Below are 12,737 nucleotides of genomic sequence, written 5' to 3'. Positions count from 1 at the left end.
TTTAAATTAACTCAAAACTCATAACTAGCTCGCGCGATCGCCTCTAACCTAAAATCCGAAAGGTGTAGGAGGTACGGGTATCGGGCTCGGCAGCACCGTCGGGAATATCGGCGTCTGACCGGGCATTGGCAAAAGTCCGGGATTGAGCGTCGGGGCTAGAGAACTAATTGACAACAGAGGCGAATCAGGCACGCTAACCGTCGGCGCAGTCGGAATCCTCGAAGCTGTAGGCGTCGGAGTCGGTGCTGCTGTCGGAGTCGGAGTCGGAGTCGGAGTCGGAGTCGGAGTCGGAGTTTCCGTTGGAGTCGGAGTTGGAGTCGGAGTCGGAGTTTCCGTTGGAGTTGGAGTTGGAGTCGGAGTCGGAGTTGGAGTCGGAGTCGGAGTTTCCGTTGGAGTTGGAGTTGGAGTTGGAGTCGGAGTCGGAGTTTCCGTTGGAGTCGGAGTTGGAGTCGGAGTCGGAGTCGGCGTCGGAGTCGGAGTCGGCGTCGGCGTCGGAGTCGGCGTCGGAGTTGGAGTTAGAGTTGGATCTGTAGTTGTCGTTGTAGTTGTCGTTGTAGTCGTAGTTGTAGTCGTAGTTGGTCTGGGGGTACCAGTCCCAGTAACAGATACAAAATCATTGGCATCAATCAGCGCCGACGGAGTGTCTGTCAAAATTGCTAAAAGCTTGCCGTCGATCGTCGTAATTACTGTATCTCTGAGATTTGCACCGTTACCTTGCCGAACTACCAAGTCACTAAAAGATAAATTGCTCGGCAGTCCAAAGAAATCCTCAGCCTCATTGTAATCAGTAATTAAAACCAAACTGCCAGGCCCGGCTCCCAATCCAAATACATCGCTGCCGCTGCCGCCAGTCAGAGTATCCGAACCCTCACCTCCGATCAGAGAATCATTACCCTCTGCACCAAATAAATTGTCATTGCCGAAACTGCCCAAAATAGTATCGTCGCCGATACCTCCGGCCAAGGAGTCATCGCCAAAACCGCCGTCTAAAACATCATTACCTTTGCCACCAAACAGGAAGTCATTACCTTCATCTCCCAGTACCGAGTCGTCGCCTTCATCGCCGCGAATCGTATCGGAACCGCTGCCGCCAAAAGCTGTATCGTCAGCCTTACCGCCGAATATTTGGTCGTTTCCGAAGTCTCCAAACAGCGAATCGTTGCCGGCATTGCCGTACAAAGTGTCGTCGCCTTCGCTGGCGGTCAAGTAATCGTTACCGTCACCGCCCAACAGTTGATCCCTGCCGCTACCGCCGTTGAGAGAATCGTTCCCCGCATTCCCGTAGAGAAAGTCATCATCAGCATTCCCGAATACAGAATCGTCGCCATCATTTCCTGTGAGGGTGTCGTTGCCAGTACCGCCGGCAATCACATCAAAGCCTGCGTTGCCACTAACTAAGTCGTCCCCTGCGTCTCCCAAAACGCTGTCTGTCCCGTCGTTGCCGTCGAGGGTATCGTTGCCCAAACCGCCCCGAATCGAGTCGTCGCCGTTCCCGCCGTTCGCAAAATCGCGGCCTTGGTTGCCAATGAGTTCGTCATTTCCTTCACCCCCAAACAGCGAATCTGCTCCGTCCCCTCCAAGAAGCTGGTCGTTGCCGATGTCGCCCTCTAGGGTGTCATCTCCTCCCGCACCCAGGAGCGTGTCATCGCCATCTAAGCCGCGAATTCGATCGCCCAGCGGAGTTCCTAGAATAAAGTCGTTGCTGTCTGTGCCGATCAGGTTTGCCATAGGGAATACACCGCTCCTCAATAAAATAAATTGTTTTAAATTATGTTAATCGCCTTGGTGACAAGGGATTGCTGCTTGCCTACGTTAGCATAGTTGAGATTTTGGCAATCCGCTCTTGGGCCCTGGAAGTTTTGTCAGTGTCGGGAGTTGCGATCGTCAAATTGTTTGTAGCAACTCACATCTTGCAGCATTCTCAAGAACAGGCTTTCCGGCCTGTTCCACAAAAGATAAATTTTCTCGCGACCCAGGCCCGAAAGCCTGTTCGTAAAAGGCTAATTGAGAATGGTGCAATATCTCAGTAGTAAGAAATGCAAATCCTCACCACAAACATCCATCACCCATCGTCTACTAAAATAGACCTCTTGCAAAAATAACTAGGACGGGCTCTGGGGCCCATCCCACAAAATTTTTTTTCTTGTGGAATGGGCCCCAGAGCCCGTTCCAGAATTTGATTAAAAGGATTTTTGCAAGAGGTCTAATTAATATTTTGATTAAAAACCAAATAACCGCATCCATATTGGAATAGTGAATAATAAACTAACGCAGCCCATGCCGATCGCAGTTACAGCTAATTCGCGATCGAGATTGAAAACCTCTGCCAACAATGTAGTACCAAAAGCAGGAGGCATTGCCATTTGCAGCACCAGCGAAAGTCGCGGCACGCCAACGATACCAACAAACGTTAAACCCGCGCCAAATACCAAAGGAATCAACAGCATTTTAATCACCAGACAACTCAAAACTTGTTTTAGGTTGTGCAAAGAATTCAAATTGCTCAACTGCATCCCGATCGTAATTAAAGATAAACTAATTACAGCCCAAGCACCTGTTGTTAACAATTCTTCGATTTGTGCTGACAGCGGCAAGCTGCGCGAGACAAATCCCAGACAGAGAGCCCACAGTGCCGGGTTCTGAAAAATTGCCCGCAGGGGAGCTAACCAACCCCAATGTAAACTGCTTTTACCGCAGACAGAAGCGATCGCAATTCCCAGTATATTGATTGCCATCCCAGTACCTAGCAAGTCGTAAAATAACGCCCAGGCAAAGTGTTCGGGGCCCAACAAAGACAAGCTGACGGGAATGCCTAAAAAACCTGTATTGCCAAACATCGCTGCTAACAAGAAACTGCCTTGAGCGGGCAAACTCCAAACGGTTGTGTGTTTTGGGCTGTTTTGGGCGATCGGATTAAGAGTCTTGAAACGTTCCTCGCCCACACCGAAATTTATCAAAATCCCAGCGAGTCCGCCACCTGCGATAATTGCCGCCCAAGCTGTCAGCGGCGCTATCAAAATATTGCCCGACAAATTGGCGCTGCGGATAAAAGCAACAATGCTCAATGGTGTGCCAAAGAAGAAAAGAAACTTGGCTAAATATGTAGAATAGCTTCTCGGTAGCAGGCGGCCGAGAATGAATCCGATTGCTACCCATCCGATTAAATTTAAATAGAGTTTGAGCAGCGGATTTGCTAAATTAAGCATTATTGATTAAATATTTTAGGACTGGCGCGGGTGGTCAGAAACCGGGTTTTTACGAAAATATTTCGTTGTTAAGCTGTTGTGCATTTAAATTGTATATTTCGAGTCCCGATCGAAAATCGTCAAATCCTCTCCCCCTCTCCCCTTCTCCCCCTCTCCCTCTCTAATACCATAGGCAATCTAGATGCAACACAGCTTACCCGCAGATTCGGTAAAAAACCCGGTTTCTGTGGTCTTGATGCACACTACTTTTGTCAACCGTTGCTAAGTATTAATGCTTATTTAGCCTAGCAGATAATTTTCCCGACTGGCCTTGACACCCACAAAAGCGTGTGTCAAGATAGTGTTGAGGAATAAATCAACATAGGTGAAAACTATGGCACGGCAAGCAAAACAATCATCTCAGGTCAAAAGTTCCAGCAGCCAAGCAGCCTCGAATACTCGCACCAAATTTACCCTCTACAATTTTGCCGGAAACGCAAAGGCATTCTATTTAGTCGATCGCATTAATTTAGAAAGAAAGCCCGGTGATATCCCAGAAAAATCCGTCGCTCACAGCATCATCATCATCGACCGTTCCGGCTCAATGTATTATGACTTAAAACCGCTGAAAGAAACCCTAATCAAGCTTTTGACCTTAGACGAATACAACAATTACCAGCTAATTGTCAGCCTGATTTCCTATGCTGACAAGGGTGACGTAATTTGTCACTTCCAGCGAATTCCGATTCAAGAAGTGATAAAGTTTGACTCTCAATACATCAAAGAAATTCAAAAAATACGCACTGCTGGCTGTACCTGCATATCCCAGTCGATGCAACTCGCTAAATCTCTGGTGAAAGCAGGAGAAGTGACAGCGATCAATTTGCACACAGACGGCTATGCAAATGACCCCAGTGCCAATTCTGAAGCTGCAAAACTAGGGGAAATTTGCGAAGAACTTAAAGACATGGATGTGTTTGCTAACACGATCTCCTATGCCTCTGCTGACTTCAAACTTCTCTCCAAAATCGCCAATACATTATCGGGAAATTGCATCCGCGCTGGCGAAGTCAAAATGGTTTATGATGCTCTTTACGACAGCACAAAACTGTTAGGCAGTTCTGTTGCACCTCCGCTGGAAGAACCGTTAATTAAGGAATATGATTATCAAGTTTTTGTTTCCAAAAGTGGCAAAAAAATTAACGGTTCATCGAGCACGCTGAAAATCTGCGGGCTGAAAGCAGACGATCGCGGACTGTTTTACAAATATCAGCAAGTCGCCAAAGCTGAGTATGACAAACTAGATGTTCGCGTTGCTCAAACTGATGAGTCGGTGTTGGCTTTTGCGAAAGCTAACCTCGCTGACGGCAATTTAAATACGGCTAAGTATGCGCTGGCGAGCACTTTCGACGCTACTTTGACGGAAAAACACGCGAAAGCTTTGACAAATGCCCAAATAGCGGAGTTTACGGAAGATTTGGAACAGGCTGTTTTTGCGCCTGATGTGTTGAAAAATCATGAAATTGGCGATCGGGTAAAAGTCAGCGAGAAAATTTCCCTGCTGGAGTTAATCAAGATATTGGAGGAAAACAGCAACAGCATCATCATCAACTTGAAACACTTGCAAGAAAATTATCAGCGAAAAGGTTTGAAGCGAATTGAGGGAAAGCGAGACGAAAACGGCAACCTTGTCAAGCCTTGGCTGAAAACTGAATTCTTAGATGGTGGCGAATACGTGCAAATGGGTTCATTTGCCATCAATCAAAATACCGCTACCATCAATATGCTGATTACCCGAAAAGCTAAGCTGGTAAAAGTTGAGGATGGAACTTTAATCACCGAAGTGGCAGGAATTCTGGTAACAGACCTCAATACTTTCAACAATTATACTATTGTCAGCGACGGCGAAGTTAATATTAAGTCGCTGCGAACCAAAATCAGCAGCAAACCAGTGTTTAATTTGCTCAACAAATGCGGTGTCCTTGAAAAAGACGGTTCGCCTGTGGAAGAATTTGACTTCCGTTCAGAGTACGATATAAAGTTAGATAATTTGCCCCTCGTGCCTTTTGACGGGCGTTACGGCAGCCTTAACGGAGTGTTCGAGGAACTCGCAAACATTAAAATTCTCTCCAGCATTCTCTCAGCTCATTTGAAGGAGGAATCTGAGGCTTACACTGCGGAACAATTGGAAGAATTAAAACAGCATTATCTCTCAAAAAGCCTTTACATCAACTTTCCGACGACGACGGAATACACGGAATTAAAAAGTGCGATCGCCAACGGTTCAGTAGATTCGCGAGTCAGCTACAAAATCGACATCGGCAGCAAAAACATCCTCAACTTCGGCAAATTCCACTCGGCCAACAAATTTCTCGATCGCCTTTACGAAGTTTACCACAAAAACACGGGCGAAAAGCTAGCCAAACCGACATTTGACATCACCTTAGATGAGCCTGTTGTCTTCGCACACAAAACGCTGTCATCTCGAACAAAAATCACCAAAGTTGACGACTTGATGAAACTGATTTTCGATGAGTTTTTGGGGTTGGAGGATAACGGAATTGTTAGCGCTACTTTAGCCAAAGTGGGTGCAGATAGTTTGCTGCGGCTTTTGCAAGCGAAATGGCAGGAAGAAGATGTCAAGCGAGAGGAGTTTGTCGCTGCTTTAGCTAATGCCAACGAGCGACTGGAAGCTTATGCTGAAAAAGTGTACCGCGAAAAAGTTTCACCGCTGGTTTTCTATATCGGTTCTACCGGACTTATCCCGGATGAAATGGAGGCAAAAGCGGCGACTGCTGAGGAAATTAATTCTAAATACGGCAACTTGCAATTTTCTAAAGATGAGCAAGAGGGGATGTTTTTTGAAGTGGGAGACTGCATTATTAGCGTGTATGCTAAGAATGAGTATTTCACGGTAGGGAAGTAGGAATTAGGGTGGGCATTATTTGCCCACCTTGCTCAAATATGGCGGATTGAAATAAACCGCAAAGGCGCAGCGGTGGCGACTACGAAATAGGTAGATGGGACAAGTGTTAGGTTGCCAAGACGAAAGGAGCGATGGCTTCGCCCCGCTTCGCTACGCAAATCTTCTATGATGGGAGTAGAACAAGAGTTTGAGTGTGTGCAATTGCTTAGCTTTTAGCTTTATGCCAAGTCATCACTAGATACTTACGATCGTGTTCAACCCCATAACCAGTAGATAAAAACTCGTGTTTATTATAGAAAGCAACCGCTATTTTATTCTCCTCATAGACTGGTAACTCAATTGGAGATTTGCAGTTTTGTTTAACCTGCTTCATCAATTTAGTTCCCCAGCCTTTGCGTTTATAATCTTTCAAAATATATAAACAATTTAATTTGGTCTTAAGATTATACTCACGAGCAAAGGCAAATCCAATTACTACATCACCCTCCACTATAACCCATGCTTTAATAGACCATTTATTATTATTATCTTCACCTTTGCCATTCAATAATTTCTTTTCTAGATCATCTAGTTCTTTCTGTAAAGCATCATCAGGCACCAAGCCTAGTAATTTTTCTTCTGTTTTAAATATGTCTAAAACTTGATTAAGATGAATTGATTTATTATACTTTCTGATTTGTCCAACCATAGTTGATTTGTTCCCAAAATACAGTGCTCGCAATAAATGCCTAATGTTTTAGCGGTTTCTGGCCGGATTAGGGCATATTGAGGAGATCATTTTGAACTCGCAATCTCCCTAGCAGCTTCTCGCAGCCGCTCCACATCGCGCATCGGCGGTATACCAAAGAGCCGCTTGTACTCTCGGTTGAAGTGCGACGAATCGTCATAACCGACACGGTAAGCAGCACTGGTAGCGTCAAGGTTTTGCCCCAGCATCAGACGGCGAGCTTCCTGGAGCCGCAGTTGCTTCTGGAACTGCAAGGGACTCATGGCAGTGACAGACTTGAAGTGATGGTGGAAGCTCGATACACTCATTCCAAGCTCTCGTGCGATGCTTTCAATCCGAAGCGGCTGGTTAAAGTCTTTACGAAGTCGATCGACAGCTCTAGCAATTTGGTGGGTAGAGCCACCCAGAACAGCAATATGACGCAGCCGACTACCTTGCTCTCCCATCAGCAGTCGGTAAATGATTTCCCGCTTAATCAGCGGTGCCAGAACATGAGCTTCAGCAGGGGAATCTAGAAGCCTGACGAGCCGCACCACAGCGTCCAAAAGATTTGCATCCAACGGACTTACGTCGATCGCTTTGACATTGGCACCCCTTTGCGGTGAGGGATCGCCCGCCTCAACCATGACTGAACCGACAAGTGTGGGGTCGAGATCGAGGCGAAGGCTAAGGTACGGTTGCGCTTTGGATGCTTCAAGAATTTGGCTGACAATCGGCAGTTCGATCGTAGCAAGCAGATAGTGCATTGAGTCGTACTGATAGCGATCGCAGCCCAGAAGAACTTCTTTGCTGCCCTGAGCGATCGCACAAAAAGCAGGGATAGAGACACCATGAACGCATTCCGAAGGTGAGGAGGAGCGGTAGAAGTGCAATCCTTTGAGCGGCTCGATCGTCCCATCATGACCAATCGCCTGGGAAATCCGCTCAGTCAGTTCGTCTCTGTTGGCTTGCGCTCTATCCGCAAAGCGCTTTGCCTGCTGGTCGTTCATTAACGACCTATCTGGCTTTTCACTCGTTTTCGCAGCGTTCATTTCTAACTTTGCAGGATTGTACAACAATCTTAGACGATCGTCCTATTGCTTGCCCTTGAGGATTCATAGAATTAAGCTAAAGCAATGAAAAACCATTTCTGCTTCTTATAAGCATTCTGGATTTTTATACAAGAGTAAACTCTGTTTTGATTGGGCAAGAGATTCCCCTACTGACCACCAAAAGGGCATCAAGGCGAACCTTGCTTCTTAAAAAATTCATCCCTATTGATAGAGCAGGCGCTAAGTGTTCGATCTCTACAATTGGGGTAGCCAAAGGAATTCAAACGATGAACCTCAAACGAAGTGGCGCACAGCCGAATGCCTTGCGAGCCGAGTATTTTACCGGCACTGCGGGCATTGACCCTTGGTTCGAGGCACAGGATTCATCCCACCAGGGCGATCGATCGCAAAAGGGAAGTCTTCGAGAATAAAAGACGCCCGAGCGAAGGGGCAGAAGCGCCTTCGGTGGGTGCAGAGCGTTAGAAAAGCCGGCCCGAAAAACAAACACTTATCTAACGGTTGTTTGAGAATTTTGCAAGGAGCATCATGGACGACAATCAAGAACGGAAAGATTTCAGTTCAACCGAGAGCGACGAGCAACTCAGCGCGGACGAAGAAACACTGCTCGACCAACTCGGTATTACCGGCGCTGCTCGCCGCAAATTCTTGGGGCAAAGCATGGCAGCCCTACTCGGCACCTTCGCCTTCCACCTGCTGGCTAAAGAGGAGGCCTTTTCCACGCTCGCCGCGGAGGCCGAGGCCGTGTTCGCCCCGACCCCTGGGGTTGAAAACGCCGTTAAGGTTCTTTTGAAAATCAACGGCTCCACCCAACGCCTGGAAGTGGATTCGCGCACGGCGCTGCTCGACGCCCTGCGCGAAAGACTTGGATTGACCGGCACCAAAAAAGGATGCGATCAAGGACAGTGCGGCGCTTGTACGGTGATCGTTGACGGGCGCCGCGTGCTTTCTTGTCTGACACTTGCCGCTAGCTGCGAGGGGAAAGAGGTGACGACGATCGAAGGGATCGCTGACGGCGACAATCTTCATCCGATGCAGGCGGCGTTCATCAAACACGACGGGTTCCAGTGCGGCTACTGCACGCCGGGGCAGATATGTTCGGCGGTGGCGCTTCTACAGGAAGCGAAAAACGGCGACGCGAGTCACGTCACTAACAATTTGCGGACGAGCACGCAGAATGTAGCACTCTCTGATGAAGAAATCAGAGAACGCATGAGCGGCAACATTTGCCGTTGCGGCGCGTATCCGGGAATCGTGGCGGCAGTCAGAGAAGTTCAGTCCGGGCGCGAAACAGCCCAGGCTTGGCATTTTGCCAGCGATGAAGAAATTGCCGTTGCATTATTAAACGAGGGGGGCAAAGCCGATGAAATCGTTTAAATATTCAAGTGCAACCGATGCGGCAAATGCCGTTGGCACCGTTTCGGCTAATCAAACGGCAAAGTTTCTCGCAGGCGGGACAAATCTGATTGATTTGATGAAAGAATACGTCGAGCGTCCCAGCGAACTTGTTGACATCTCAGGTTTGAATCTGGCGGAGATTCGATCGACCTCGAACGGAATTTCGATCGGCGCGTTAGCCAAAAATACCGACACGGCCAACCATGCACTCGTCCGGCAAAATTACCCGCTTCTGTCAATGGCGATTTTAGCCGGTGCCTCCGTGCAGCTTCGCAATATGGCGACCAACGGGGGAAATTTGATGCAGCGCACCCGTTGCCAGTATTTTTACGACATCGCTATGCCCTGCAACAAACGCGAACCCGGCAGCGGATGCGGAGCGCTTCAGGGGCTCAATCGCATTCATGCCATTTTTGGCTACAGCGACAAATGCGTGGCGACTTACCCGGGCGATATGGCAAATGCGCTTTATGCCCTTGATGCGGTAGTGAGGATTCGCGGCACGAACGGGCAAGAACGCACAATCCCGATCGAGGATTTTCATCGCTTGCCGGGCAACACGCCTGAAAAAGATCACAATCTTCAGCATGGGGAATTGATTGTCGCGATCGAAATGCCGAAGAATAATTTCGCCAACAAGTCTTATTACCTAAAAGTTCGCGATCGGGCTTCCTATGCTTTTGCACTGCTTGCCGTGGCTGCTGCTCTAGAAACAAGCGGCAACAACATCACACAGGCACGTGTAGTTTTGGGAGGTGTCGCGCATAAACCTTGGCGTTCACCCGAAGCGGAAAGAGTTCTGATCGGAAAACCTGCGACGGAAGAAACCTTCAAAGTGGCTGCCGAAGCGGTTCTGAAAGATGCGAAACCGCTTGAACATAACGGTTATAAAGTCGAACTCGGAAAACGCGCCATTGTTCTGGCTTTGCAGCAAGCGATGACGAGCGGCGCGGCCTAATTAGGGAGGATAAACGAAATGGCAAGATACATCGGAAAAGAAATGAGCCGCGTGGACGGCGCAGCCAAAGTTACGGGCAAGGCTAAATACGCGGCGGAATTCAAGGTTCCCAATCTCGCTTACGGTTTTATCGTGCTGGGAACCGTAGCAAAGGGCACGATTAAATCGATCGACACCCGTGAGGCCCAAGGCGCCTCCGGCGTAGTTCGCGTCTTCACGCACCTGAACGCACCGAAGCTTGGTCTGAAGTCTTCCACGGAGCAGTCCCCGCCCCGCCCCACCGAGGAGCAAGACAAGTCGTTTCGGGCGCTCCAGTCCGACAAAATCTTCTTCAATATGCAGCCCGTGGCACTCGTCGTCGCCGAGACATACGAGCAGGCACGTTATGGGGCACGTCTGGTTAAAGTCTCCTACAGCTCAGAGCAGCACATGACCGACACTGAGGCGGTGCGCGCGATCGCGCGCGTCCCCACTAAAGGGCAGCCTCCGAAGCCGCGCGGTAATCCCGAAGAGGCAATGCGCGCAGCGGCCGTGAAGGTAGAGGCCGAGTACCGCATCCCGATCGAACACCACAACCCTATGGAGCCGCACGCGGCGATCGCGGTCTGGGAAGGCGACAAGCTAACGGTCTTCGACAAGACGCAGGAGGTCTATGGCGTGCGCGAACATTTGGCTTCGAGCTTCGGCCTGCCCGAGGAAAACGTGAGTGTGATCTCGCCCTTCGTCGGCGGGGCGTTTGGAGCGTCGCTGCGCCCGAACTATTATCCGGCGCTGACAGCGATGGCAGCCCGCGAACTCAGGCGCCCAGTCAAGGTTGTCTATACGCGCACGCAAATGTTCACTGGCCACGGTTATCGTCCGCACACGATTCAGAAGATTGCCCTCGGCGCGGAGCGATCGGGAAAGCTCTCGGCGATGATTCATGAAGCCGTACACAACACCTCCACCATCGAGGAGTTTTCGGACGGCACCACGCAGTTCACGCGCCAAGTCTACGCTTGCCCGAATCTCTACGCGCCGCTGAAGATTACCAACACCGACCTCCCCACCCCGACCTGGATGCGCGCACCGGGGGCCGTTAGCGGTATGTTCGCGCTCGAATGTGCGATGGACGAGCTGGCCTACGCGCTGGCGATCGACCCGCTCGAACTTCGGCTGATCAACTATGCCGAAACCGACCCCGAGAGCGGCAAGCCATTTTCGAGTAAGGCGTTGCGGGAGTGCTACCGGCTGGGCGCGGAAAAATTCGGTTGGAAGAATCGCAAGAAAGAGCCCCGATCGATGCGTGACGGACGCCTGCTCGTCGGTTGGGGAATGGCGACCAGCGTCTGGGGCGCTTTCCAGATGCCCGCTGCCGCCCTCGTCACGCTGCGGGCGGACGGCACGGCGCAAGTTGCAAGTGCGACCAGCGACATCGGACCTGGCACCTACACCGTGATGACCATGATCGCTGCCGAGTATCTGGGGCTGAAGTTGGAGCAGGTGAAATTTGAACTCGGCGACACGAAGTTGCCTCGATCGCCGTCGCAGGGGGGCTCTTGGACGACGGCGAGCGTGGGCTCGGCGGTGCGCGGGGCGGCTCTGGCGATCGGCACGAAGTTGCTCGCGCTGGCGAACCAGGAAGCGAATTCTCCGCTCAAGGGGGCAGCCCCCTCCGATGTCGAGATGCTCGACGGGAGACTGCGACTAACAAGCGACCCGGATCGTTTCGTCAACATCTCCGCAGTGATGAAGCGTAATAATCTCACCGAAATCACGGAAACATTCGAGTCGCGTCCCTCAGAGGAGCGCGAGAAGTATGCGATGTTGGCGCACGGCGCGCAGTTCATTGAAGTGAAGGTCGATCCGGATGTGGGAACTGTCCGCGTCACGCGCGCCATTGAAGTGAGCGCCTGTGGCAAGATTATGAATCCGAAGGCCTCGCACAGCCAGGAAATTGGCGGCGTTGTCTGGGGCATTGGTATGGCGCTGCAAGAGGCGACTGAAATCGACCACCGTTACGGGCGGATTATGAACCCGAATTTGCAGCACTATCACGTGCCGGTTAATGCCGATATCTTGGAGATCGACACGATATTCGTTGAGGAGGACGATAAAGTCGTCAATCCGCTCGGTGTCAAGGGCATGGGCGAACTCGGCATGGTCGGCATCCCGGCGGCGATCGCCAACGCTGTTTTTCATGCCACGGGCCGACGCATCAGGGATCTGCCGATTACCCCGGACAAGCTGCTGTGAGTGAGGTCATTTGAGGAATGATATAGCGGTTCTCAGAAAGATGAGGTACGTAGTTGGGCTTGGGCCCTATACGTTTAGTGGTTATATAAGCTGTCAGTCATACCTCATCTTTTTGATAAAAGCTATATCAATTCCGGTTGCACCGTCCGTGATTGTTGACTGTTGACTGTTGACTGTTGACTGTTGACTCGGGGTCAAAAAAATGAAAATTGCGCGAATTATTTGTTGGCAGCTTGATTCGACTTTACGCCCGACGGAT

Annotated in this window: 10 protein-coding genes; 6 read left to right on the top strand and 4 right to left on the bottom strand. The window is 50.0% G+C overall.

Going from position 1 to position 12,737, the window contains the following annotated elements; all coding sequences use genetic code 11:
• Positions 1-48 precede the first annotated feature (48 nt).
• The gene (locus QUB70_RS12025) at positions 49-1,728 is read right to left on the bottom strand and encodes a calcium-binding protein (protein ID WP_332980539.1); all 1,680 of its coding nucleotides are present in this window, start codon (positions 1,726-1,728) and stop codon (positions 49-51) included.
• Between the two features lie 68 nt (positions 1,729-1,796).
• On the opposite strand from QUB70_RS12025, the gene QUB70_RS12020 reads away from it, so the two are divergent.
• On the top strand, positions 1,797-2,030 hold the full coding sequence (locus QUB70_RS12020) for a hypothetical protein (RefSeq protein WP_332980537.1): 234 nt from the start codon (positions 1,797-1,799) through the stop codon (positions 2,028-2,030).
• 189 nt (positions 2,031-2,219) lie between these two features.
• On the opposite strand, the gene QUB70_RS12015 is transcribed toward QUB70_RS12020, so the two are convergent.
• A complete protein-coding gene (locus QUB70_RS12015; RefSeq protein ID WP_332980536.1) occupies positions 2,220-3,206 on the bottom strand; it encodes an AEC family transporter in 987 nt (328 codons plus the stop codon).
• 373 nt (positions 3,207-3,579) lie between these two features.
• Here QUB70_RS12015 and QUB70_RS12010 point away from each other — a divergent pair, with 373 nt between their 5' ends.
• Positions 3,580-6,111 (top strand): vWA domain-containing protein, encoded by a 2,532-nt coding sequence (locus QUB70_RS12010; protein WP_332980534.1) that lies wholly within the window; start codon positions 3,580-3,582, stop codon positions 6,109-6,111.
• A 205-nt stretch (positions 6,112-6,316) separates the two neighbouring features.
• Here the strand turns inward: QUB70_RS12010 and QUB70_RS12005 are convergent, their stop codons facing one another.
• Together QUB70_RS12005 and QUB70_RS12000 are read right to left on the bottom strand one after the other, a co-directional pair.
• Positions 6,317-6,799: a GNAT family N-acetyltransferase gene (locus QUB70_RS12005; RefSeq protein WP_332980533.1), complete on the bottom strand. Its 483-nt coding sequence runs from the start codon at positions 6,797-6,799 to the stop codon at positions 6,317-6,319.
• An 86-nt stretch (positions 6,800-6,885) separates the two neighbouring features.
• Positions 6,886-7,869, bottom strand: a complete 984-nt coding sequence (locus QUB70_RS12000) for an AraC family transcriptional regulator (RefSeq protein WP_332980531.1) — start codon at positions 7,867-7,869, stop codon at positions 6,886-6,888.
• 287 nt (positions 7,870-8,156) lie between these two features.
• On the opposite strand from QUB70_RS12000, the gene QUB70_RS11995 reads away from it, so the two are divergent.
• The 4 genes from QUB70_RS11995 (at position 8,157) to QUB70_RS11980 (ending at position 12,478) form a co-directional block, all read left to right on the top strand.
• Positions 8,157-8,300 (top strand): hypothetical protein, encoded by a 144-nt coding sequence (locus QUB70_RS11995; RefSeq protein WP_332980528.1) that lies wholly within the window; start codon positions 8,157-8,159, stop codon positions 8,298-8,300.
• A gap of 115 nt (positions 8,301-8,415) precedes the next feature.
• A complete protein-coding gene (locus tag QUB70_RS11990; RefSeq protein WP_332980526.1) occupies positions 8,416-9,264 on the top strand; it encodes a 2Fe-2S iron-sulfur cluster-binding protein in 849 nt (282 codons plus the stop codon).
• Positions 9,251-10,243 (top strand): FAD binding domain-containing protein, encoded by a 993-nt coding sequence (locus tag QUB70_RS11985; protein WP_332980525.1) that lies wholly within the window; start codon positions 9,251-9,253, stop codon positions 10,241-10,243. Before QUB70_RS11990 ends, QUB70_RS11985 begins: the two co-directional genes overlap by 14 nt.
• Positions 10,244-10,261: 18 nt before the next feature.
• Positions 10,262-12,478: a xanthine dehydrogenase family protein molybdopterin-binding subunit gene (locus tag QUB70_RS11980; protein ID WP_332980523.1), complete on the top strand. Its 2,217-nt coding sequence runs from the start codon at positions 10,262-10,264 to the stop codon at positions 12,476-12,478.
• The last annotated feature ends 259 nt before the right edge of the window (positions 12,479-12,737 follow it).

This window comes from Microcoleus sp. A003_D6 (genome assembly GCF_036702825.1).
In the GTDB taxonomy this organism is placed as follows: Bacteria; Cyanobacteriota; Cyanobacteriia; order Cyanobacteriales; family Microcoleaceae; genus Microcoleus.
This window is presented reverse-complemented; position numbering and strand designations above follow the sequence as displayed.

Coding starts and splice junctions, on each gene's coding strand:
- QUB70_RS12025 (WP_332980539.1), bottom strand. CDS start 1,728: ATGGCAAACCTGATCGGCACAGACAGCAACGACTTTATTCTAGGAACT.
- QUB70_RS12015 (WP_332980536.1), bottom strand. CDS start 3,206: ATGCTTAATTTAGCAAATCCGCTGCTCAAACTCTATTTAAATTTAATC.
- QUB70_RS12010 (WP_332980534.1), top strand. CDS start 3,580: ATGGCACGGCAAGCAAAACAATCATCTCAGGTCAAAAGTTCCAGCAGC.
- QUB70_RS12005 (WP_332980533.1), bottom strand. CDS start 6,799: ATGGTTGGACAAATCAGAAAGTATAATAAATCAATTCATCTTAATCAA.
- QUB70_RS12000 (WP_332980531.1), bottom strand. CDS start 7,869: ATGAACGCTGCGAAAACGAGTGAAAAGCCAGATAGGTCGTTAATGAAC.
- QUB70_RS11995 (WP_332980528.1), top strand. CDS start 8,157: ATGAACCTCAAACGAAGTGGCGCACAGCCGAATGCCTTGCGAGCCGAG.
- QUB70_RS11990 (WP_332980526.1), top strand. CDS start 8,416: ATGGACGACAATCAAGAACGGAAAGATTTCAGTTCAACCGAGAGCGAC.
- QUB70_RS11985 (WP_332980525.1), top strand. CDS start 9,251: ATGAAATCGTTTAAATATTCAAGTGCAACCGATGCGGCAAATGCCGTT.
- QUB70_RS11980 (WP_332980523.1), top strand. CDS start 10,262: ATGGCAAGATACATCGGAAAAGAAATGAGCCGCGTGGACGGCGCAGCC.